This window comes from Streptomyces sp. NPDC048636, assembly GCF_040650655.1.
GTDB lineage: Bacteria > Actinomycetota > Actinomycetes > Streptomycetales > Streptomycetaceae > Streptomyces.
In genome coordinates this window covers 177,653-198,745 of record NZ_JBEZHR010000009.1, presented here as the reverse complement: position 1 = coordinate 198,745, position 21,093 = coordinate 177,653, and the positions used below count along the sequence as shown (strand labels likewise).

The 21,093-nt window shown below is 72.2% G+C and carries 21 protein-coding genes; 11 read left to right on the top strand and 10 right to left on the bottom strand.

What is annotated here, in order from left to right; all coding sequences use genetic code 11:
• Positions 1-132: 132 nt before the first annotated feature.
• On the top strand, positions 133-918 hold the full coding sequence (locus tag AB0C66_RS24365; RefSeq protein ID WP_362442326.1) for an IclR family transcriptional regulator: 786 nt from the start codon (positions 133-135) through the stop codon (positions 916-918).
• An 87-nt stretch (positions 919-1,005) separates the two neighbouring features.
• Here the strand turns inward: AB0C66_RS24365 and AB0C66_RS24360 are convergent, their stop codons facing one another.
• On the bottom strand, positions 1,006-1,320 hold the full coding sequence (locus tag AB0C66_RS24360) for a DUF5955 family protein (RefSeq protein WP_362442639.1): 315 nt from the start codon (positions 1,318-1,320) through the stop codon (positions 1,006-1,008).
• Positions 1,321-1,615: 295 nt separating this feature from the next.
• Between AB0C66_RS24360 and AB0C66_RS24355 the strand changes: the two genes are divergently transcribed.
• Together AB0C66_RS24355 and aceB are read left to right on the top strand one after the other, a co-directional pair.
• A complete protein-coding gene (locus AB0C66_RS24355; protein WP_362442323.1) occupies positions 1,616-2,224 on the top strand; it encodes a nucleotidyltransferase family protein in 609 nt (202 codons plus the stop codon).
• Positions 2,225-2,432: 208 nt separating this feature from the next.
• Positions 2,433-4,052 (top strand): malate synthase A, encoded by a 1,620-nt coding sequence (gene aceB / locus AB0C66_RS24350; protein WP_362442320.1) that lies wholly within the window; start codon positions 2,433-2,435, stop codon positions 4,050-4,052.
• Positions 4,053-4,200: 148 nt separating this feature from the next.
• On the opposite strand, the gene AB0C66_RS24345 is transcribed toward aceB, so the two are convergent.
• The 4 genes from AB0C66_RS24345 to uraD are packed head-to-tail and all read right to left on the bottom strand — an operon-like array spanning position 4,201 to position 7,319.
• Positions 4,201-5,571, bottom strand: coding sequence for an 8-oxoguanine deaminase (locus AB0C66_RS24345; RefSeq protein ID WP_362442317.1), 1,371 nt, complete (start codon positions 5,569-5,571; stop codon positions 4,201-4,203).
• 13 nt (positions 5,572-5,584) lie between these two features.
• Entirely contained in the window at positions 5,585-6,466 is an 882-nt protein-coding gene (gene pucL, locus AB0C66_RS24340) for a factor-independent urate hydroxylase (protein ID WP_362442314.1), read from the bottom strand.
• A 5-nt stretch (positions 6,467-6,471) separates the two neighbouring features.
• Complete coding sequence (uraH, locus tag AB0C66_RS24335) at positions 6,472-6,807, bottom strand: hydroxyisourate hydrolase (RefSeq protein ID WP_362442311.1); 336 nt, start codon at positions 6,805-6,807, stop codon at positions 6,472-6,474.
• Positions 6,807-7,319: a 2-oxo-4-hydroxy-4-carboxy-5-ureidoimidazoline decarboxylase gene (uraD, locus tag AB0C66_RS24330; RefSeq protein WP_362442308.1), complete on the bottom strand. Its 513-nt coding sequence runs from the start codon at positions 7,317-7,319 to the stop codon at positions 6,807-6,809. The genes uraH and uraD overlap by 1 nt, the downstream gene beginning before the upstream one ends.
• Before the next feature lie 108 nt (positions 7,320-7,427).
• Here uraD and AB0C66_RS24325 point away from each other — a divergent pair, with 108 nt between their 5' ends.
• Complete coding sequence (locus AB0C66_RS24325) at positions 7,428-7,886, top strand: hydrolase (protein WP_362442305.1); 459 nt, start codon at positions 7,428-7,430, stop codon at positions 7,884-7,886.
• On the opposite strand, the gene AB0C66_RS24320 is transcribed toward AB0C66_RS24325, so the two are convergent.
• Together AB0C66_RS24320 and AB0C66_RS24315 are read right to left on the bottom strand one after the other, a co-directional pair.
• The gene (locus AB0C66_RS24320) at positions 7,852-8,232 is read right to left on the bottom strand and encodes a helix-turn-helix domain-containing protein (protein WP_362442302.1); all 381 of its coding nucleotides are present in this window, start codon (positions 8,230-8,232) and stop codon (positions 7,852-7,854) included. The two genes, AB0C66_RS24325 and AB0C66_RS24320, sit on opposite strands and share 35 nt — an antisense overlap.
• Entirely contained in the window at positions 8,229-8,498 is a 270-nt protein-coding gene (locus AB0C66_RS24315) for a hypothetical protein (protein ID WP_362442300.1), read from the bottom strand. The genes AB0C66_RS24320 and AB0C66_RS24315 overlap by 4 nt, the downstream gene beginning before the upstream one ends.
• 140 nt (positions 8,499-8,638) lie before the next feature.
• Between AB0C66_RS24315 and AB0C66_RS24310 the strand changes: the two genes are divergently transcribed.
• From AB0C66_RS24310 to AB0C66_RS24295, 4 genes are all read left to right on the top strand, one after another.
• Positions 8,639-9,490, top strand: a complete 852-nt coding sequence (locus AB0C66_RS24310; protein ID WP_362442298.1) for a TIM barrel protein — start codon at positions 8,639-8,641, stop codon at positions 9,488-9,490.
• Between the two features lie 37 nt (positions 9,491-9,527).
• On the top strand, positions 9,528-10,436 hold the full coding sequence (locus AB0C66_RS24305) for a 2-hydroxy-3-oxopropionate reductase (RefSeq protein ID WP_362442295.1): 909 nt from the start codon (positions 9,528-9,530) through the stop codon (positions 10,434-10,436).
• Positions 10,437-10,634: 198 nt separating this feature from the next.
• Positions 10,635-11,321 (top strand): hypothetical protein, encoded by a 687-nt coding sequence (locus tag AB0C66_RS24300; protein WP_362442292.1) that lies wholly within the window; start codon positions 10,635-10,637, stop codon positions 11,319-11,321.
• Between the two features lie 308 nt (positions 11,322-11,629).
• The gene (locus AB0C66_RS24295) at positions 11,630-12,421 is read left to right on the top strand and encodes a hypothetical protein (protein WP_362442289.1); all 792 of its coding nucleotides are present in this window, start codon (positions 11,630-11,632) and stop codon (positions 12,419-12,421) included.
• Positions 12,422-12,475: 54 nt separating this feature from the next.
• Here the strand turns inward: AB0C66_RS24295 and AB0C66_RS24290 are convergent, their stop codons facing one another.
• Both AB0C66_RS24290 and AB0C66_RS24285 read right to left on the bottom strand, forming a co-directional pair.
• Positions 12,476-14,212: an AMP-binding protein gene (locus tag AB0C66_RS24290; RefSeq protein ID WP_362442286.1), complete on the bottom strand. Its 1,737-nt coding sequence runs from the start codon at positions 14,210-14,212 to the stop codon at positions 12,476-12,478.
• Between the two features lie 47 nt (positions 14,213-14,259).
• Positions 14,260-15,960 (bottom strand): AMP-binding protein, encoded by a 1,701-nt coding sequence (locus AB0C66_RS24285; RefSeq protein ID WP_362442283.1) that lies wholly within the window; start codon positions 15,958-15,960, stop codon positions 14,260-14,262.
• A gap of 100 nt (positions 15,961-16,060) precedes the next feature.
• Between AB0C66_RS24285 and AB0C66_RS24280 the strand changes: the two genes are divergently transcribed.
• The 3 genes from AB0C66_RS24280 (at position 16,061) to AB0C66_RS24270 (ending at position 19,899) form a co-directional block, all read left to right on the top strand.
• Positions 16,061-16,912, top strand: a complete 852-nt coding sequence (locus AB0C66_RS24280; RefSeq protein WP_362442280.1) for a LuxR C-terminal-related transcriptional regulator — start codon at positions 16,061-16,063, stop codon at positions 16,910-16,912.
• A gap of 292 nt (positions 16,913-17,204) precedes the next feature.
• Complete coding sequence (locus AB0C66_RS24275) at positions 17,205-18,404, top strand: CorA family divalent cation transporter (RefSeq protein ID WP_362442277.1); 1,200 nt, start codon at positions 17,205-17,207, stop codon at positions 18,402-18,404.
• A 130-nt stretch (positions 18,405-18,534) separates the two neighbouring features.
• Complete coding sequence (locus tag AB0C66_RS24270; protein ID WP_362442274.1) at positions 18,535-19,899, top strand: aminotransferase class I/II-fold pyridoxal phosphate-dependent enzyme; 1,365 nt, start codon at positions 18,535-18,537, stop codon at positions 19,897-19,899.
• Between the two features lie 25 nt (positions 19,900-19,924).
• On the opposite strand, the gene AB0C66_RS24265 is transcribed toward AB0C66_RS24270, so the two are convergent.
• Positions 19,925-21,061: a winged helix DNA-binding domain-containing protein gene (locus AB0C66_RS24265; RefSeq protein ID WP_362442271.1), complete on the bottom strand. Its 1,137-nt coding sequence runs from the start codon at positions 21,059-21,061 to the stop codon at positions 19,925-19,927.
• Positions 21,062-21,093 lie beyond the last annotated feature (32 nt).

Sequence of the window (21,093 nt, the reverse complement as noted above, 5' to 3'; positions counted from 1 at the left end):
GTGACCGGCCGCGACAGCCGTCGAAAGGCGCTGTGGGCCCCGGTGCGGCCCGGTAGGCTGCCGGTGGCCGGCCGGCCGCGGATCGTCGCCGCGCACGGCCCGGTACCAGCCGCTGTGAAAGGAACCGCCGACGTGCCGTCCGCCGAGCCCAAGTCCGCCGCTGCCAGCTCCGGGGGCGTCCAGTCCCTCGAGCGCGCCTTCGATCTGCTGGAGCGGATGGCGGACGCCGGGGGCGAGGTGGGTCTGAGCGAACTCTCCACCAGCAGCGGGCTACCGCTGCCCACCATCCACCGGCTGATGCGCACGCTGGTGGCCTGCGGCTATGTCCGCCAGCAGCCCAACCGGCGCTATGCGCTCGGCCCCCGGCTGATCCGGCTCGGGGAGAGCTCCGCCCGGCTGCTGGGCACCTGGGCCCGGCCATATCTGGCGCGGCTGGTGGAGGAGACCGGCGAGACCGCCAATATGGCCCTCCTCGACGGCGACGAGGTGGTGTACGTCGCCCAGGTGCCGTCCCGCCATTCGATGCGGATGTTCACCGAGGTCGGACGGCGGGTGCTGCCGCACACCACCGGCGTCGGCAAGGCGCTGCTGGCCTCCGCGACTCCGGACGAGGTGCGCGCCCTGCTGGCCCGTACCGGAATGCCGCCGGTGACCCCCAAGACCCTCACCACGCCGGAGGAGTTCCTGGAGGCGCTGCACCGGGTGCGCGAGACGGGCTACGCGGTGGACGACAACGAGCAGGAGATGGGCGTGCGCTGTCTCGCGGTGCCGGTGCCCGACTCCCCCACCGCCGCGGCCATCTCGATCTCGGGCCCGGCGGGCCGGGTGACCGAGGAGGCCACGGCCGACATCGTGCCGCTCCTCAAGGAGGTCGCGGTCGAGCTGTCCGGCGCGCTGGCGAGCAGCGGCACCGCCTGACCGCGCGGCGGGCGCATGGCGCCGGCGGCGGGGTCCGGTCCGCCCCGGACGAGCGGACCGGACCCCGCCGTCCGGCGGGCCCTCTGCTCACTCCCTGCCGCGGCCTTGCGGCACACCGCCGAAGAGGTCGATCGCGACCCGTACCCCGCTGAGTGCGGCGCCGAGCGCACTCACCGAACCCAGGGCGCCCGCGATCAGCAGCAGGGAGCGGCGCAGCCGGTGCAGCTCGGGAGCACCGGTACGGGCCATGGCGTCCAGCACGGCCAGTTCATCGTCCGCGATGGCGCGATCGGGTAATTCGGCCGGGTGGGCGGCCAGGTCACGCCTGAGCCGGGCGACGGCGAGGCGCAGCTCGGCCGCTCTCGGATCTTCGTCGGTGCCGGACACTCGGCTGGCTTCCATGACCGCGGCGTCCTCCACCGACGAGGCACCGGACGCGTCCCAGATCCTCACGCCGTCCTCGGAGAACACTGCCCTTCGCCCCCTCGCACACTGGTGCACGAGCCTGCCCCCTCTCCCTCTCTCCCATACGGCCGCCAGGCGTCGGGTCCGGATTCAAGACCGGACACAAGACCGGACACAAGGGGCCGCGGCTCAGTTAACGCCACGGTACGCACACCGCGCCATACGGAGAGCGAAAATCAGACCGGCTGGGATGGACCGTCCGCAGAGACGTTCGGTGAGGTAAGCAAGGCCCATGGATCGCACCTCACGTGACAATGCGCAGGTCGCCGGAGTGCTGCTGGCGGCGGGCGGCGGACGGCGGCTGGGCGGACGGCCGAAGGCCCTGTTGAGGCACCGGGGGCGGCCACTGGTGGAGCATGCGGCGCGCGCGCTGCGGGAGGGCGGCTGCGCCCCGGTGCACATCGTGCTGGGCGCCGCCGCCGAGGAGGTGCGCGCACGGGCCGACCTGCCGGGCTGTGTGCTGGTCGACAACCCGGACTGGGCGGGCGGGATGGGCTCCTCGCTACGGGCCGGGCTGGCCTCGCTGGCGGCGACGGGGGCGCGGGCGGCGCTGGTCACGCTGGTGGATCAGCCGGGGATCGGCGCCGGGGCGGTGGCCCGGCTGCTGGCCGCCTACCGGGCGCCGGACAGCCTGGCGGCCGCGGAGTACGACGGGGTGCGGGGCCATCCGGTGCTCTTCGGGGCGGACCGCTGGGACGGGGTCATGGCGGTCGCGGTGGGCGACCGCGGGGCGCGCGACTATCTGCGGGCGCACGGGTCGGCGCTCACGCTGGTGGACTGCTCGGACATCGCTCGACCGGATGACATCGACACCGCCGAGGACTTGACGCTGCTGGAGTGAGCCGGGGTGGCACCGGGGGCCATGCGGGACCCGATGGGGTGACCGGGAGCTCATCCCTCAACAAAAGATTGAAGTTCCACCATGAGGAAATTAGTATCCACAGGCCAGAAGGTCTGTGGGGCTCCGGGCTGCCCGCACGACGCCCCGCCGCCCTTCTCCCACCCCCGGCACCCCGTGCCACGCACCGCCTCCTAAGGAGTGTCCGCCCATGCCAGCACCAGCGCCGTCCCCGCTGGCCGTCGTCGGCACCGCACCTCTGGACCGCCAGGGCGAGGTGCTGACCGACGCGGCCCTGGCGTTCCTCGCCGCGCTGCACGACCGCTTCACCCCGCGCCGTGACGAGCTGCTCGTCCGCCGTGCGGAGCGCCGCGCCGAGATCGCCCGCACCAGCAGCCTGGACTTCCTCCCCGAGACCGCCGCCGTCCGCGCGAACCCGGACTGGCGGGTGGCCCCGGCGCCGCCCGCCCTCCAGGACCGCCGGGTGGAGATCACCGGTCCCACCGACCGCAAGATGACCATCAACGCCCTCAACTCCGGGGCCCGGGTCTGGCTCGCCGACTTCGAGGACGCGTCCGCGCCCACCTGGGAGAATGTGATCGGCGGTCAGCTCAATCTGATCGACGCCTATGAGCGCCGGATCGACTTCACCACCCCGGAGGGCAAGAGCTACGCCCTGCGCCCGGACGAGGAGCTGGCCACCGTGGTCACCCGGCCGCGCGGCTGGCACCTCGACGAGCGCCATCTGCGGACGTCCGACGGCCGCGCGGTGCCCGGCGCACTGGTCGACTTCGGGCTCTACTTCTTCCATAACGCCCGGCGGCTGCTGGACCGCGGCAAGGGCCCGTACTTCTACCTCCCCAAGACCGAATCGCACCACGAGGCCCGCCTCTGGAACGACGTCTTCGTCTTCGCCCAGGACTATGTGGGCATTCCGCAAGGGACCATCCGCGCCACCGTCCTGATCGAGACAATCACCGCCGCCTATGAGATGGAGGAGATCCTCCACGAGCTGCGCGACCATGCCTCCGGGCTCAACGCGGGCCGCTGGGACTACCTCTTCTCCCTCGTCAAGAACTTCCGCGACGGCGGCCCCGCCTTCGTCCTCCCCGACCGCAACGCGGTCACCATGACCACCCCCTTCATGCGCGCGTACACCGAACTCCTGGTGCGCACCTGCCATAAGCGCGGTGCCCACGCGATCGGCGGGATGGCCGCGTTCATCCCCAGCCGACGCGATCCGGAGGTCAACGCGGTCGCCCTGGAGAAGGTCCGGGCCGACAAGGACCGGGAGGCGGGCGACGGGTTCGACGGCTCCTGGGTGGCCCACCCCGATCTGGTCCCGGTCGCCCGCGCCTGTTTCGACGCGGTCCTCGGAGACCGTCCGCACCAGAAGGACCGGCTGCGCGAGGAGGTGACGGTCACCGCGGCCGAGCTGATCGACATCTCCTCCGCGGCCGCCAAGCCCACCTACGAGGGGCTGCGCAACGCCGTCCAGGTCGGCATCCGCTATATCGAGGCATGGCTGCGCGGACTGGGCGCCGTCGCCATCTTCAACCTGATGGAGGACGCCGCCACCGCCGAGATCTCCCGCTCCCAGATCTGGCAGTGGATCAACGCCGGGGTGGTGTTCGAGAACGGCGAGAAAGCCACGGCCGACCTGGTGCGCCGGGTGGCCGCCGATGAACTCGCGGCGATCCGCGAGGAGATGGGCCCGGAGGGCTACGCGGCCGGAAAGTGGGACCAGGCACACGATCTGCTGCTGAGGGTCGCACTCGACGAGGACTACGCGGAGTTCCTCACCCTGCCCGCGTACGCGCTGCTGGACTGAGCCGTATCAAGGGGGGCGCGGAAGGAACCGCACCCGGAGGCCGCGGGCCGGAGCCCCCGGTCGCCGGGTGCGGTCGCCGCCACGGACCCGGTGCGTATGCCGGGTCCGCGTCCGGCCGGGAGCCGTCCCTCCCGGCCGGAGCCCTGGGTCACCCGTCGGCCGCGATACGGGCCAGCCGGTGTGCCTCGTCGCGCGCGGTGCGCGCGATGGTGTCCTCGTCGGCGGTGAGCAACCGCCCGTTCTCCACCACCGGTTCGCCGTTCACCAGCGACAGGGTCACCGGGGCCGCCGCGCCGAGGACGAGGGCGGCGACCGGGTCGGCGATGGTCGAGTGGCCGATGCCGTCCAGCTTCCAGAGCACCAGGTCGGCCAGTTTGCCCGGCTCCAGGGAGCCGATCTGGTCCTGCCGCCCCAGCACTTGGGCGCCGCCGTAGGTGCCGAGCCGCAGCGCCTGACGTACCGTCAGAGCCTTCTCGCGGTGGCTGCCGAGCCGGTTGACCAGCAGGGCGTTGCGCAGTTCGGTGTGGAGTTCACCGGACTCGTTGGAGGCGGTGCCGTCCACTCCGAGCCCCACCGGCACCCGCGCCGCGAGCAGGTCCGGCACCCGTGCGATCCCGGCGGCGAGCCGGGCGTTGGACGAGGGACAGTGGGCCACGCCGGTGCCGGTCCGGGCGAACGCGGCGATATCGGCGTCGTTCATATGGACGCAGTGGGCCATCCACACGTCCTCGCCCAGCCAGCCGGTGGACTCGAAGTAGTCGGTCGGCCCCATCCCGAAGAGCTCATGGCAGAACTTCTCCTCCTCCACCGTCTCCGAGCCATGGGTGTGCAGCCGTACGCCCTTGCGGCGGGCCAGGACCGCGCCCTCGCGGAGCAGATCGGTGGAGACGGAGAACGGCGAGCAGGGCGCCACCGCGATCTGGAGCATCGAGTCGAACGAGCCGTCGTGGTGGGTGTCGATCGCCTCCTCGGTGGCGGTCAGCGCGCCCTCGGTCGTCTCCACGGCGAAGTCCGGCGGCAGTCCGCCGTCGGAGACCCCGCGGTCCATGGAGCCGCGCGCGGCGGTGAACCGCACCCCCAGCTCCCGCGCCGCGCGGATCTCGGCGCCGAGCAGATCGCCGGTGCCGCGCGGGAAGACGTAGTGGTGGTCCATGGCGGTGGTGACACCACCGCGCGCCATCATCGCGAGCGAGCCGCGGGCCGCCGCGTGGACCATGTCCTCGTCGATCCGCGCCCAGGTCGGATAGAGCGCGACCAGCCAGTCGAAGAGATTGCAGTCCTGGGCGAGGCCGCGGGTGAGCCATTGGTAGAAGTGGTGATGGGTGTTGACCAGGCCCGGAGTGGCGAGATGGCCGGTGCCGTCGATCCGGCGGACCACGCCCTCCAGTTCACCGGGGGCGGGTCCGGCGCCGACCGACTCGACACGGTTGCCCGCGATGACGAGGTGCCCGGAGGCGTACTCGGTGTCGTCGGCGTCCACGGTGGCGACGGCGCAGTTCTCGATGACGATGCGGTTCATGCGCGGCGCCCTTCTAGTCGGTGGGGATCCGGGGCGTGGCGCCGTCCCGCAGCACGGTGGCCTCGATCAGGCCGTAGGGCCGGTCGGCGGCGAAGTACACCTCGTTGTCGTTCTTGAGGCCGAAGGGCTCCAGGTCCACCAGGAAATGGTGCTTGTTGGGGAGGGAGAGCCGTATCTCCTCGATGTCCGGCCGGTGTTCGATGGCTCGGGCGCCCATCTGGTACAGCGTCTGCTGGAGCGAGAGCGAATAGGTCTCGGCGAAGGCGGTCAGCAGATGGCCGCGTGTCTCGTCATAGCTCTGCTCCCAGTCCGGCATCGGCAGCGCGTCATCGCTCCAGCCGGAACGCCAGCGGGCGTGCACCTCGGTGGCGAGGATGCGGTCGCGGGCCTCGGGCAGGGTCGTGTACTCGTCCTTGACGTAGCCCCAGAACTCGGAGTCGGTGGAGTTCAGGACGGTGAGGTCCTTGAGCCCGGAGAGCACTTCCCAGCGCTCGCCGTCGTAGGAGACCTGGGCGGTGCGGGTCTCCCGGCCGGAGCGGACGAAGGAGTGCCGGGCCTCGCCGGTGGTCTCGATCCGGTCCCAGCCGTACTCCTCGATCCGGATGCGGGCGGAGTGGATCGGCTCCTGGCTCGTGACGAAGTGGCGGGCCAGGTGGATGCCGAACTGCTCGGCCGAGGTGATGCCGTACTCCTTGGCGAAGGCGTACACGGTGTTCTTGGTGGTGTCGGTGGGCAGCACATTCGCGTTGCTGCCGGAGAGATGGACCTCGTCCATATCGCCGGAGAGCGCCACCGAGACGTTCAGGTCCCTGATGTGGTGGACGGCGCCGTCCCGCACGACGCGGACGACACGGCATTCGGCTTTGCCGTACTGGTTCTGGCCGAGCTCGGGCATCGGGCTTAACTCCCTCGGTATACGGAGTAGCCGAACGGGGTGAGCAGCAGCGGTACGTGGTAGTGCTCACCCGGCTCGACGGCGAAGACGACCGCCACTTCGGGGAAGAAGGCGTGGGGCAGATACGGCCCGGTGGCGAAGCGCAGCCGTACCTCGGTGGTGCCCTCGGGGAGGGCGGGCAGATCCTTGCAGCGGCCGTCGGCGTCGGTGGCGGAGGTGGCGTGCGGGGTCCAGTCCGCGCCACCGGCGGCCCGGACGGACAGCTCCACGTCCACACCCGCGGCCGGGCGGCCCACGCTGGTGTCCAGGATGTGGGTGGACACCGAGGTGGCGGTCGCCATCAGCGCTCTCCTTCCACTGCGGCCTCCAGGAGGCGGATGAGCCGGATACGGTTGATCTTTCCCAGCTCGGTGCGGACGATCTCGCGCTCGGTGTCCGCGTCGTTGCCGATCCGCTCATGGAGAGCGGTGAGCATCTCCGCACCGCTGCGTCCGGTGGCGCAGATCAGGAAGACATGGCCGTGGCGCTCCTGGTAGGCCAGGTTGAGCTCGAGGAGTTCGGCACGGAGCTCCTCGCCGACCCCGCTCTGCTCACGGGCCGAGGTGGCATCGCCCGGGGTGGGCCGGCCGATGGGCGGATGCCCGGCCATCGCTTCGGCGAGGTCGTCGGCGGTCAGCCGGGCCATCGCCGCGTCGGAGGCGGCGAGCAGCGCCTCGACGGTGGCGTACGGCCGCCCCGAGGCCACCGCTCCGGCCCAGGCCCGGCCGGTGCACACCTCGTGCAGCAGTCCGGCGGCATCGCGCTCGGCCGCGGAGTTGAACCGGGTCAGGCCCGGCGGTGCGCTGGTAGTCACATCGGCAAGCTAGGAGTCTCCCGTAGCGAACGTCAACACTTTGTTGAAAGTTTTCCCTGCCATCATCGCCCGCGTGGACCACCGCGGCGACCGGAGGAGACAACGGCGATGAACTCGTGGGACGGCGGCCGGGCCGCGGGGCCGCTCGCCGCACTCCCCGCCGAGCTGCGGTCGGTCCGCTACGCGGCCGCGCGCCACCCCGGCTCCCGGGCCGTCGCGGAGCGGCCCGGCCTCGCCGAGGGAGCCAACTGCCAGCTGTTCGCCTACGCGGTGCTGCGCCACTTCGGGCTGCGGCCCCCGGCACTGCGGTCGAGCGACCTGTGGGCCGATACGGCGACCACCGCGTGCGTGACCACCCCGCGCCCGCTCGACCTGTTGCTCTTCAACGCCACCGAAGACGCCTTCGGCGCCCACCTGGGCGTCTGGGCGGGCCCGGACGCGATTCTGCATCTGTGCGCCGAGGTGGGGCGGCCCGCCGTCTGGCCGCCGGCCGCCTTCGCGGCGCGCCCCCGCTACCGGACCCTGGTGGGGATCAAGCGGGTGGCGGCGCGTCCTTCTCGCGGTTGAGGTAGTTGTAGACGGTGAAGCGGCTGACGCCCAGCGCGCCCGCCACCGTCTCCACACCATGCCGCACCGAGAAGGCGCCGCGCTGCTCCAGGAGGCGGACCACCGACTGCTTGGTCCTGCGGTCCAGGTCGGCGAGCGGGACGCCATGGCGGCGCTGGAGATCAGCCAGGATGTGGTCGAGCGAGTCGGACAGATGCGGCAGCCGGACGGCCACCACCTCACGGCCCTCCCAGGAGAGCACCACATCGTCGCCCCGCGCCCGCTCCGGGGCGATCATCTCGCCGCCCATGGCGTCCACGAGCGGTTTGACGGCCGAGACGAACGGGTGGTCCTCTGGCCCGCTCACGCCTCGCCCTCCCGGCCCCCGTCGGCCTCGCCGATCACATTGACCTGGAGCGAGACCCGGGTGGCACCCGCCGCCAGCGAGCTGCGCAGCAGCTGGTCCACGGCGGCGAGCACGGCGTCCGCCCGGCCCTCGGCGGTATTGCCGAACGGCCCGACGTCCACCGCGTCCAGCGCGGCGGACTGCACGGTCTCACGGGCCGCCACGGCATGCGGCGGCACCTCGTCGAGGTCGAACGGCTCGGTGGTGAACTCAACCCTCAATCTCACGCCGCCAACCTACTGCGCCCGGGGGAGCTCGGGCAGCCCCTCTTGACAGTCCCCGGACCACCGTCCCATGCTTCCGTAATCCAGAAAGTAACTTCCGCTATACGAAATCCCTGGAACTGGAACGGAAGGAGCCGAGGGCCATGGACCGCACGGCCGGGCGCTTTGCGCACTTCGACGTCAATCTCTCGATCCTCTTCACCGAGCTCCCCCTCCTCGAGCGCCCCGCGGCCGCGGCCGCCGCGGGCTTCGGCGCGGTCGAGCTGTGGTGGCCGTGGCCCCGGGACCCCACCCCCGCCAGGGCCGAACTCGACGCGCTGCGCGCCGCGCTGGAGAGCGCCGGGACCCAGCTGGTGGGGCTCAACTTCTACGCGGGCGAACTGCCCGGCCCCGACCGCGGGGCGCTGTCCGTCCCCGGCGAGGAGTCCGCGCGCTTCCGCGCCAATGTCGAGGTCGCCGCCGACTTCGCCGCCTCCGTCGGCTGCACCGCCCTCAACGCGCTGTACGGCAACCGGATCGAGGGCGTGGACCCCGAGGTCCAGGACACCCTGGCGCTGGAGAACCTGACGCTGGCCGCCCGCGCCGCCGACCGGGTGGGCGCGACTCTGCTGATCGAGGCGCTGGGCGCCGCGGAGTCCCCGCACTACCCGCTGGTGAGCGCACCCGCCGCGGTCGAGGTGGTGGAGCGGGTCAACAAGGCCACCGGCCTGGACAACGCCGCCTTCCTGATGGACCTGTACCACCTGGCGAGGAACGGCGAGGACCTGCCGCGCGTCATCGACACCTACGCGGACCGCACCGGCCATGCGCAGATCGCCGACGTCCCCGGCCGGGGCGCCCCCGGCACCGGCGGACTCGACATCCCCGGGCTCCTCGGCCGGCTGCGCACCGCCGGTTACGACGGCTGGATCGGGCTGGAGTACAAGCCCGACGGGCCGAGCGCCGCGTCCTTCGGCTGGCTGAACCGGCCCCTGAGCGACCCGCAGCAGACATGACGGACCTCGACGAGATCTGAACGAGAAAGGCCGGACCGTGAGCGAAACCCTTCCCACCCTCGCCTGGATCGGACTCGGCATCATGGGCTCCCCCATGTCCGAGAACCTGATCAAGGCGGGCTACCACGTCACCGGGTTCACCCTTGAACGCGAGAAGCTGGACCGCCTCGCCGCGGCCGGTGGCACCCCGGCCGCCTCGATCGCCGAGGCCGTCCGTACCGCCGATGTCGTGATCACCATGGTGCCCGCCTCACCCCAGGTCGAGGCGGTCGTGCTCGGCGAGGACGGCGTCCTGGCCCATGCCCGGCCCGGCACGCTGCTGATCGACATGTCCTCCATCACCCCGCGGACCTCGCGGGCCGTGGCACGGGCCGCCGCCGAGGGCGGCAAGGGCGTCCGCGTCCTGGACGCCCCGGTCTCCGGCGGTGAGGCCGGTGCGGTGGAGGCCGTGCTCTCCATCATGGTCGGCGGGGAGGAGGAGGACTTCGAACGGGCCCGGCCGATCTTCGACGCGCTCGGGAAGACCGTGGTCCGCTGCGGTCCGCACGGCGCCGGTCAGACCGTCAAGGCCGCCAACCAGCTGATCGTGGCGGCCAATATCCAGGCGTGTGCCGAAGCCGTGGTGTTCCTGGAGAAGTCCGGGGTCGACCTCGGGGCCGCGCTCGACGTCCTCGCGGGCGGACTCGCCGGATCCACCGTGCTCCAGCGCAAGCGGGACAACTTCCTCCGCCGCGACTTCGCCCCCGGCTTCCGGATCGATCTGCACCACAAGGACATGGGCATCGTCACCGCCGCCGCCCGCGAAGTGGGCGCCGCACTGCCCGTCGGCGCCGTGGTGGCCCAGCTCGTGGCCGCGCTGCGCGCCCAGGGAGACGGCGGCCTTGACCACTCCGCCCTGCTGCGCGGTGTCGAACGGCTCTCGGGGGCGGCGGCCACCGGCCGCTGACCGCCCGCGCGCACCGAGCCCCCGGGCGGCGGTGACCGGCAGCTGTCCCAGTCGCGCCGCCGGTGCCGCCGCCCGGGCTCTTACCCGTCTGCCCCGTCGCGCGGACGGAAACACCCAACTCCTCCCGCCGGGAAGCCGCTTCGTGGAGCATGGGCACAACCGCCCCCGCCCGTCCCCATGGCCTCCCGGAGCCCCGAGATGACAGACAGCGTGCCGGTGCACTGTCCCGCGTGCCGTCGCGAGCAGTCCTTCACCCCGCCGACCTTCCCCTGTTCGTGCGGCGCCCCGCTCACCCTCCCCGTGCTGCGCGACGGCGCGCCCGAGGAGGTCGGGCACCGCACCTGGCAGGACAGCTGGGTGCTGGTCGACTGTCCGTCCTGCGGCCGCCAGGGCCACTGGCCACAGCCGGAGTTCGGCTGCGGCTGCGGGGTGCTGGTCCGGGTCCCGGTGACACCCCCCGCCCCCACCGCGCCCCCGCCGTCCGGCCCCGTGGTGGCGCGCCCGGCCTTCCGGCCGGTGACGATCCGCACCGCCCGGGACGCGGTCACCGCCGCCGCCCAGTATCTGAAGTGGATCGGCTTCGGGGATCCCCGGCGGCCGGACGACCCGGCGGCCGGGATGGATCTGTGCGGCGCGGGTCTGGTCGCCCGGATCGATCCGTCCACCCGCCCCGCCGCGCTGCGGGCCGTCGAATGCCTGTGGCTGCACGGACTCCAGCGGTCGGCCCTGAGCGTGTTCTTCTCGCTGGCCGGTTACGCCCGGGAGGCGCGGACGGGCGCGGACGCCCTGCATATCCCGCTGTTCATCATGGATCTGACCGGCACTCCACAGCCGGTGAACGACCCGGCGGACGCACTGATCCGGACAGGGCCGCCGGAGGGCTGAACTCCGCCGTGCCCCTTGTTCCTCATGGCCCGCGGCGGGCATCCGGAGACCGTAGGCGAGGGTGACCAACTGGCCCGGTACGACGGGCTGATGGCCGCCTACGTCAAGGGGCTGGACCAGGAGCTGACGGCGCTCGCCGCCGAACGGCCCTCCCTCACGGTGCGCACGCGGGTGCCGCGGCGGAGATCCGCGGTTTTGCGCACCGCCCGGACTTGCGCTCACGACCGGTGAACGCTTCCGTTGAGGCACCACCCTCCAGCGTTCACTGGCTCGCCCGTCCCATCCGCACGACCGGCCGGAGGCGAACGATGGCTGCTCCGTGGTACCTCAGATTATCCGCCGCCCTTCTCACCACCCTGACCCTGCTGCTCACCACCGGCTGTGGAGGCGGCGACGGTCTGCCGACCCGCCCCTCCGGCAGCTCCCCCGGGCCCGCGACGACCACCCCGGCCACCACCCCGGCGGGAACCCCGCCCGGCACCTCGCCGGGGCCCGTGGGCGACGGCTCTGCGAGCGGCGGCGGGGGCGGCTCGGAGACCGTGGAGGGGGACATCCAGTCAGCGGTGTCCGTCACCACCACCTACTGGTCCAGCCACTGGTCCGAGTTCTTCACCGGCGCCTACAGCGCTCCGCGGGTACAGGGCGCGTACGACGGCGCCGCGGCGGACGTGCCCCTCTGCGGATCCGAACCGCTGCCCGACGACAACGCCGTCTACTGCCCCGCCGGGGACTTCATAGCGTGGGACATGGACCTGATGCGCGGGGGCCATCAGCGGGGCGACGCCTGGGTGTACCTGGTCATCGCGCATGAGTGGGGCCATGCCGTACAGAACCGGCTGGACGCGGGCCTGGTCGACCTGGCCCGTGAGCTCCAGGCCGACTGTCTGGCCGGGGCGGTGCTCTTCGGCGCCGCCCGCGACAAGATTCTCACCTTCGAGGCGGGCGACACCGATGAACTGACCGACGCCCTGACCGCCCTCGCGGACAAGACGCCCTGGACCAACACCTCCGACCACGGGGACGCGACCCAGCGGGTGTCGTCCTTCAGCCGGGGCGCGCGGTCCGGGGTGAAGGGCTGTCTGCCCAACGCGGGGCAGTGAGCCACGGCTGAACGGCGGCCCGGCCGCGGCGACCACCGCGGCCGGTTCCGCCGTTCAGCGCGGCGCCGGCTCCGGCTCCGGCTCCGGCTCCGGCTCGGCCAGGTCGGGATCGGCCAGGTCGGGATCGGTACGGGACTCCGGGAGCGGTGTCGTCTCAGGGGCGCCGGTCTCGCGCAGCTCCACCTTGCGGACCTTGCCGCTGACCGTCATCGGGAAGGCGTCCATCAGCCGCAGATGGCGGGGGACCTTGTAGTGGGCGAGGCGTCCCCGGCAGAAGCGGGCGAGTTCCTCGCGGGTGAGGGTGCCCGCGCCGGCCGCGAGGATGACGCACGCCATGATCTCCTCGCCGTACTTCTCGTCGGGCACGCCCACGACCTGTACATCGGCGATCTTGGGGTGGGTGTACAGGAACTCCTCGATCTCCCGCGGGTACACGTTCTCCCCGCCCCGGATGATCATGTCCTTGATCCGGCCCACGATCTGCACATAGCCGTCCTCGCCCATCACCGCGAGGTCACCGGTGTGCATCCAGCGGGCGCTGTCGATGGCCTCGGCCGTCAGATCCGGCTCCTGCCAGTAGCCGAGCATCACCGAATAGCCGCGGGTGCACAGCTCCCCACGGGTGCCGCGGGGGACGGTCACCCCGGTGTTCGGGTCGATCACCTTCACCTCGACATGCGGCATCACCCGGCCGACGGTGCCGGTGCGCCGCTCCAGGTCGTCGTCACGCCGGGTCTGGGTGGAGACCGGTGAGGTCTCGGTCATGCCGTAGCAGATGGACACCTCGGCCATATGCATCTCGGACACCACCCGCCGCATCACCTCCACCGGACAGGGCGAGCCCGCCATGATCCCGGTGCGCAGCGACGAGAGGTCGAAGGTCGCGAAGTCGGGCAGGCCCAGCTCGGCGATGAACATCGTGGGCACGCCGTACAGCGAGGTACAGCGCTCCCGTTCGACGGCCGAGAGGGTGGCCGCGGGGTCGAAGGCCGGGGCGGGGATGACGATGCAGGCGCCGTGGCTGGTGGCGCCCAGGTTGCCCATCACCATGCCGAAGCAGTGGTAGAAGGGCACCGGCAGACAGACCCGGTCCTGGTGGGTGTAGCCGACCAGCTCCCCCACGAAGTAGCCGTTGTTGAGGATGTTGTGGTGGGAGAGGGTGGCGCCCTTGGGGAAGCCGGTGGTGCCGGAGGTGTACTGGATATTGACCGGGTCGTCGCAGGAGAGCCGGGCCTCCCGCTCGGCCAGCTTCGAGGGCGGCACCTCGGAGCCCGCCCGTACCAGCCCGTCCCAGGTGCGGTCGCCGATGTAGACGACGTCGCGCAGGGCGGGGCAGTCGGCGCGCACCTGCTCGACCATCCGGCGGTAGTCGCTGGTCTTGTGCTCGATGGAGGAGACCAGGACGGAGATCCCGGCCTGCCCCAGGACGTACCGCAGCTCATGGACGCGGTAGGCGGGATTGATGTTGACCATGATGGCGCCGATACGGGCGGTGGCGTACTGCACCAGCACCCACTCGGGGCAGTTGACGGCCCAGATGCCGACCCGGTCGCCCTTGCCGACGCCCTTGGCCAGCAGCCCGAGCGCGACCTCTTCCACGGCCCGGCCGAACTGGGCGTAGGTCCAGCGGCGGCCGGAGGCGACGTCGACCAGCGCGTCGCGGTCGCCGAACCGCTCGACGACACGGGCCAGATTGGCGCCGATGGTGTCGCCCAACAGCGGCAGCTCACCCGCACCGCTGGCGTACGACGGGGCGGGTGGGGCCGATGGGCCCGACGGCGGGGCGGTCATGGGATCTCCTCGTACTCGGATGCGTGGGGGGAGTTGGTCATGAGGGCTCAGCCCTCCTCATGGAATTCGGTGCCGTCGCCGCGTGCGGTGGCCTCCCGCAGCTCGATGCGGCGGATCTTGCCGGAGACGGTCTTGGGCAGCTCGGCGAACTCCAGGCGGCGGACCCGCTTGTAGGGGGCCAGCACCGCGCGGGAGTGGGCGAACAGCGCCTTGGCGGTGTCGGGGCCGGGCTCCCAGCCGTCCGCCAGCACGATGTACGCCTTCGGCACGGCCAGCCGCACCGGGTCGGGCGCGGGCACCACCGCGGCCTCGGCCACCGCCTCGTGCTCCAGCAGCGCGCTCTCCAGCTCGAACGGCGAGATCTTGTAGTCGGACGCCTTGAACACATCGTCGGCGCGGCCGATGTAGGTGATGTAGCCGTCGGCGTCGCGCGCGCCGATGTCGCCGGTGCGGTAGTAGCCGCCCGCGGTGGCCTCCGCGGTGCGCGCCTCATCGCCCTCGTACCCCGTCATCAGGCCGACCGGACGGCCGCCGGGGCCGGTGAGGTCCAGACAGATCTCGCCCTCGTCGGCGGGGTCTCCGGTGACCGGGTCCAGCAGGACGACGGTGAAGCCGGGTGTGGGCCGTCCCATCGAACCGGTCTTCAGCGGCTGGCCGGGGGTGTTGGCCACCTGGACGGCGGTCTCGGTCTGGCCGAAGCCGTCCCGGATGGTGACGCCCCAGGCCCGCCGGACATGCTCGATGACCTCGGGGTTGAGCGGTTCGCCCGCGGCCACGGCCTCGCGCGGGACGTGGCGCAGCTGGGTCAGGTCGGCCTGGATCAGCATCCGCCAGACCGTCGGTGGCGCGCAGAACGTGGTGACGGCACAGCGATCCATCTCCTCCATCAGCCGGGTGGCGTCGAACCTGGTGTAGTTGAGGACGAAGACCGTCGCCTCGGCGTTCCACGGGGCGAAGAGGTTGGACCAGGCGTGCTTGGCCCAACCCGGTGAGGAGATGTTGAGGTGGACATCTCCCGGCCGCAGCCCGATCCAGTACATCGTGGCCAGATGGCCGATGGGATACGAGATGTGGGTGTGCTCGACGAGTTTGGGGCGGGCGGTGGTGCCGGAGGTGAAGTACAGCATCAGGGGGTCGTCGGCGAGGGTCGGCCCGTCGGGCACGAACGGCTCGTCCGGCTCCTCGTCCGCTGTGATCTCGGCGGTCCCGGCGTCCTCGTAGGCGAGCCAGCCGTCCCGCAGACCGCCGACCGAGATCCGGGTGTAGTCCCCCGGCACCTCGTCGAACTTGCCGGTGTCCGCGGCCCGGACGATGACGTGCTTGGCCCGGCCGCGCTCGATCCGGTCCACCAGGTCGACCGGGCCGAGCAGCGGAGTGGCCGGAATGACGACGGCCCGCAGCTTCATCGCGGCGAGCGCGGTCTCCCACAGCTCGCGCTGGTTGCCGAGCATCACGACGATACGGTCGCCCGCCTCGACCCCGAGGTCGCGCAGCCAGCCCGCCGCCCGGTCCGAGCGGCGGCGCATCTCCTCGAAGCTCACTCGGGTTTCGGTGCGGTCTTCCTCGACGATGTGCAGAGCGGTGCGGTCGTTGCCCTCGGCGATACGGTCGAACCAGTCCAGCGCCCAGTTGAACCGTTCCGGGCGCGGCCAGCCGAACCCCCTGTACGCCGCCGTGTAGTCCTCCCGGTGGTCGAGCAGGAAGTCCCGTGCCACGCGGAAGTCGTGAGACGGACTGTTTGCTGTCACATGTCCTCCTGAATGCCGTACCGCTCGCTAGCATCGTGCGACGGGTGATCTGAGTCTCACCACCCCCGGACGGGGGTGGCGGTATTTCGGGGAGGTGGCCGTGGCGGATTCGGACGGGTCAGGCGACGTACGGGCATCGCTGCTGCGGATGCGGCGGCGCGGCGGACTGCCCGTGGCGTTCGGCGGACTGTTCGCGGGCTCACGGCAGTTCCGCATCTCCGAACTCACCGGCACCACCACCAACTCCCTGCGCGGGCTCGCCGTCACTCCCGGGAACGGCCTGGGCGGCAAGGTGCTCACCGTGTCCCGGCCGATCTCGGTGGCCGACTACCCCACCTCGCGGGCGATCAGCCATGAGTACGACGGGGCGGTGAGCGCCGAGGGGCTGCGCTCGATGCTGGCGGTGCCGGTGGTGGTGCGCGGCCGGGTCCGCGGGGTGCTCTACGGCGCGCTGCGCCAGCCGCTGACCCTCGGCGACCGCGCGCTGAGCGCCGCGGTGGAGGCGGCCCGCGCGCTGGAGCAGTCGCTCGCGGTGCGGGACGAGGCGGAGCGGCTGATGGACGTGGCCCAGCGGCCGACACCGGCGGCGGAGCCGGATCCGGCGCTGTGGGAGGAGGTGCGCGAGGCCCATGTCGATCTGCGCGCCCTCGCGCACCGGGTGTCCGATCCACAGCTGCGGCAGGAGATCCTCAGCGCCTGCGGCCGCCTGGCCCGTGCCTCCTCGGCCGGCGACCCGGTGCCGCCGGGCCGCCGACCCGTGGAGCTGTCGCCGCGCGAGGTGGATGTGCTGGCGTGCGTGGCGTCGGGCGCGACCAATTCGGCGGCGGCGGAGCGGCTGGGGGTGCGCCCGGAGACGGTGAAGAGCTATCTGCGCTCCTCCATGCGCAAACTGGGAGCGCACACCCGCCTCCACGCAGTAGTCGAGGCCCGCCGCGCGGGCCTTCTCCCCTAGGCGCGTCCCGGTCGGCGGTGGCCCACGGCGGGGCCGGGGGTCGTGGCCGGGCGCGGGGTCGCGCGGGCGCGCCGCGCCGGGGGGCGTGGGGAGGGATATCCTGCACTGTGGTCAGTGATCTGCGCCCGCGTGCCCGCGACGAGGAGGTGAGGTCCGCGATGCACGGTGAACCTCCCAGTCGTACGCCGCGAGGCGCCACCCCGGTCCGGCCGCTGTTCTGACCGGTCCGGTGGCGGTGCCCGGCGGTGTGCCCGACACCCGCGTCCGCGCCCGCTACCCGTAAGGACCCGCCATGTCCGAGCGTTTCTCCCGCACCCCGCGGCCCCCGAGGCGGTACCCCTGGCTGCGCCCCACCGCCGCGCGTGAGGCGGACTCCGGTCCGCCGTCCTCCCCCGGCTCCCGGCGGCCGGGTCCGCCGCGCGGGGAACCGCTCCCGGCGGGGTCCGAAGGCGCGCCCGGCGGCGCCGAGGAGCGCAGTGTGGTGGACGCCGCGGTCTACCGTGGGGGCCGCCGCATCGGCACCCCCGACAGCCTGGCCGCCACCTACCGGCGGCTGCGCGAGCAGCCCGGCGCGATAGCGTGGATCGGCCTGTACCGGCCGTCGGAGGCGGAGCTGCTGTCGCTGGCCGAGGAGTTCGATCTGCACAAGCTGGCCATCGAGGACGCGATGGAGGCGCATCAGCGGCCCAAGCTGGAGCGCTACGGCGAGACGCTGTTCGTGGTGTTGCGCGCCGCGCGCTATCTGGACGCGCCGGAGGAGGTCGACTTCGGCGAGCTGCATGTCTTCGTGGGCCCGGACTTCGTGATCACCGTCCGGCACGGCGCCGCCCCCGATCTGTCCGCGGTGCGCACCCGGATGGAGTCGACGCCCGAGCTGCTGGCGCTGGGCGCGGAGGCGGTGCTGTACGCGATCCTGGACGCGGTGGTGGACGGCTACGCACCGGTGGTCGCGGGGGTGCAGAACGATATCGACGAGATCGAGACCGAGGTGTTCCGGGGCGATCCGGCGGCGTCCCGCCGGATCTATGAACTCTCCCGCGAGATGGTCGAGTTCCAGCGGGCGACCCGCCCCCTGGTGGGGATGTTGCGCGGGCTGATGGCCGGGTTCGACAAGTACGGCACCGACGAGGAGCTCCAGCGCTATCTGCGGGACGTCGCCGACCACGTCACCCACACCAGCGAGCGGGTGGACGTCTTCCGTTCGGCGCTCACCGACATCCTGGCGGTCAACGCCACCCTGGTGACCCAGCAGCAGAACGCCGAGATGCGGGCGCTGGCGGAGGCCGGGTTCGAGCAGAACGAGGAGGTCAAGAAGATCTCCGCATGGGCGGCCATCCTGTTCGCCCCGACCCTGGTGGGCACCATCTACGGGATGAACTTCACGCATATGCCCGAGCTCCACTGGGTGCTGGGCTATCCGTTCGCGCTGCTGCTGATGGCGGGGGTGTGCGTCAGCCTCTACGTGATCTTCAAACGCCGTGACTGGCTCTGAGTGAGCCGTCCGGCCGCCGCCCGTGGACGGCGGCCGGACGGTTGCCAGAGCGGCCCGGGGACCCTACGTTTGACCCGTTACGTTTGATCCCAAACATCCCCATCCTGCGCGAGGGAAGGCCGGACACCGAATGGACCTGGGACACTGGCTCGGCCGGGCCGTGGAGGCGAACCGCGAGTGGACGGAGGGATTCGGCCCCTTCCCCTCCCATCCGTCACTGGAGATCGACGACGACCGGTTCGCCGAGGTGTTCGGCACCTTCACCGAGCGGCTGAAGGAGAACTACCCGTTCTTCCACCCCCGCTACGCGGGACAGATGCTCAAGCCGCCGCATCCCGCCGCCATGGTCGGCTATCTCACCGCCATGCAGATCAACCCCAACAACCACGCGCTGGACGGCGGACCGGCCACCGCGCGGATGGAGCGGGAGGTGGTGGAACAGCTGGCCGCGATGTTCGGCTACGAGACCCACCTCGGCCACCTCACCACCAGCGGCACGGTGGCCAACCTGGAGGCGCTGTTCGTCGCCCGGGAGCTCCACCCCGGCCGGGGCGTCGCCTACAGCTCCGAGGCGCACTACACCCACGGCCGGATGTGCGGCGTCCTGGGCATCGAGGGACATGCCGTGCCCACCGACGGCCGGGGCCGGATCGACCTCGACGCGCTGGAGGAGCTGCTGGCCACGGGCCGGGTGGGCACCGTCGTCCTCACCGCGGGCACCACCGGCCTCGGCGCGATCGACCCCATCGACCAGGCCCTGGCGCTGCGCGAGCGCTATGACATACGCATCCATGTGGACGCCGCCTACGGGGGTTTCTTCACCCTGCTGGCCGGGGCCGAGGGTCCGGCCGGGCTGGCGGAGGCGCCCTGGCGGGCCATCGCCCGGTGCGATTCGGTCGTCGTCGACCCGCATAAGCACGGGCTCCAGCCCTACGGCTGCGGGGCGGTGCTGTTCGCCGATCCGGAGGTCGGCCGCTTCTACCTCCATGACTCGCCCTACACCTACTTCACCTCCGAGGAGCTGCACCTCGGCGAGATCAGCCTGGAGTGCTCACGCGCCGGGGCCTCGGCCGCCGCGCTCTGGCTCACCTTCCAGCTGCTGCCGCCCACCCCGGAGGGGCTGGGCCAGGTGCTGGCGGCCGGCCGCCGGGCCGCGCTCACCTGGACGGAGCTGATCGAGGGCTCGGAGCTGCTGGAGCTCTACCAGCGGCCGGAGCTGGACATCGTCAGCTATTTCCCGGTGACCGATCCGCCCGCGCTCTCGGCGATCGACCGCGCCTCGGCCCGGATCCTCCAGGAGGGCATGACCGGGGAGGCGCCCGTCTTCCTCTCCACGCTCCGGGCCGACTCCCGGGCGTTCACCGGCCGCCACCCCAAGCTGACCTCCGATGCCGAGGGCGCGCGGATTCTGCGGAGCGTGCTGATGAAGCCGGAGTCCGAGGACTATGTGAGCCAACTGCACGACCAGGTCGAGGAGTTGGCCCGGCGGGGCTGACGGCGACAGGCGAGGGCAGCGGGGCTCAGGGTGCCGGGGGCCCGATCCGTACCGCGCGGGTCGCGGCCCCCGGATCGCTCGCCATGAGCAGCCGCGCGCCCTGGGCCTCCAGGGCCTCGCCGTCCTCGGCGGAGAGCGGGACGAACGGGGTGACCGTCAGGGTGGCCGAGGCGCGGTCGCCCTTCCCGGTCCGCTCGATCCCCCAGATCCCGCCGACGAAGCCGTCCACCAGGATCGTGCCGCGCACCAGGCCGTTGACCCCCATCACCCGCGTCCGGTAGGCGTCGTCGAGCACGCGGGCGCGGTCGGCGTGCGAGAGCAGCAGATTGTCGAAGTCGGCCACCAGCCGCGCCGGAACGGGTGTCGCGGGATCCGGCAGCGGCGCGCCGGGGACGTCGTACAGCTCGCGCCCGTTCTCGTCACGGAAACTCCGCAGCCCCGGGCGCAGCCGGTCCAGCACCTCGCGCAGCCCGGTCAGCCCGCACCACTTCTGGACGTCGGCGACGGTCGCGGGCCCGAAGGCGGCGAGGTAGCGCGGCACCACCGCGTCCAGGGCGGCGCCCACGGACCCGCTCTCCATCGGCCGTCCGAGCCAGTCCTCCACGGTCGCGTAGCGGGGGCCGCCGCCACGGCTCCACAGGCCGCGCGGGACCACCTGGACCAGCGGCGCCCACAGCCGCAGCGCGTGCACCAGCGCGCCCGGGTCCGCCTCCGGCCAGCGGGCGCCCAGCTCCCGCCGCAGCTCCGCGGGGCCCAGCGGCTCCCGGCCCAGCAGCTCCCGCGCCACCGCCACCATCTCGCCCCGCTCCACCTCGCCCACCCGGCGTGCGAAGGGGGTCCGCCGGAACGACCGGTCCAGCATCGGCTGCATCAGCGGACGCAGCCGCAGCGCGTCCTCGGCGCCGACCAGATGCACGGTGCCGCGCATCAGCACCATCCGGACCACCTGACGCTCCGTCATCAGTGTTTCCAGCTCGGTGAAGGAGAAGTCCTCCAGCCGGGTCCAGAGCCCGAGGTACGGCGCGCCCGGTGCCTGTGACTGCATACCGACCAGCCACTCGACGACCTCGAGGGCGGTCAGGGACGCCGAGGGGGTCAGCAGCAGCTGCCGCTCCAGCAGCGCCCGGTTGAGCGCGCGGGGGCCGAGCACGGGGTGTGTCATACCCCGCACGCTACGGGGCCTTGCGGACAGCC

Bases quoted from the DNA above. Each gene is read 5' to 3' on its own strand.
- AB0C66_RS24345 (WP_362442317.1), bottom strand. From the start codon at position 5,571: ATGAACCGCATCGTCATCGAGAACTGCGCCGTCGCCACCGTGGACGCC.
- AB0C66_RS24270 (WP_362442274.1), top strand. From the start codon at position 18,535: ATGGACCTGGGACACTGGCTCGGCCGGGCCGTGGAGGCGAACCGCGAG.
- AB0C66_RS24300 (WP_362442292.1), top strand. From the start codon at position 10,635: ATGACAGACAGCGTGCCGGTGCACTGTCCCGCGTGCCGTCGCGAGCAG.
- AB0C66_RS24310 (WP_362442298.1), top strand. From the start codon at position 8,639: ATGGACCGCACGGCCGGGCGCTTTGCGCACTTCGACGTCAATCTCTCG.
- AB0C66_RS24265 (WP_362442271.1), bottom strand. From the start codon at position 21,061: ATGACACACCCCGTGCTCGGCCCCCGCGCGCTCAACCGGGCGCTGCTG.
- aceB (WP_362442320.1), top strand. From the start codon at position 2,433: ATGCCAGCACCAGCGCCGTCCCCGCTGGCCGTCGTCGGCACCGCACCT.
- uraH (WP_362442311.1), bottom strand. From the start codon at position 6,807: ATGGCGACCGCCACCTCGGTGTCCACCCACATCCTGGACACCAGCGTG.
- AB0C66_RS24360 (WP_362442639.1), bottom strand. From the start codon at position 1,320: ATGGAAGCCAGCCGAGTGTCCGGCACCGACGAAGATCCGAGAGCGGCC.
- AB0C66_RS24295 (WP_362442289.1), top strand. From the start codon at position 11,630: ATGGCTGCTCCGTGGTACCTCAGATTATCCGCCGCCCTTCTCACCACC.
- AB0C66_RS24275 (WP_362442277.1), top strand. From the start codon at position 17,205: ATGTCCGAGCGTTTCTCCCGCACCCCGCGGCCCCCGAGGCGGTACCCC.
- AB0C66_RS24290 (WP_362442286.1), bottom strand. From the start codon at position 14,212: ATGACCGCCCCGCCGTCGGGCCCATCGGCCCCACCCGCCCCGTCGTAC.
- pucL (WP_362442314.1), bottom strand. From the start codon at position 6,466: ATGCCCGAGCTCGGCCAGAACCAGTACGGCAAAGCCGAATGCCGTGTC.
- AB0C66_RS24355 (WP_362442323.1), top strand. From the start codon at position 1,616: ATGGATCGCACCTCACGTGACAATGCGCAGGTCGCCGGAGTGCTGCTG.
- AB0C66_RS24325 (WP_362442305.1), top strand. From the start codon at position 7,428: ATGAACTCGTGGGACGGCGGCCGGGCCGCGGGGCCGCTCGCCGCACTC.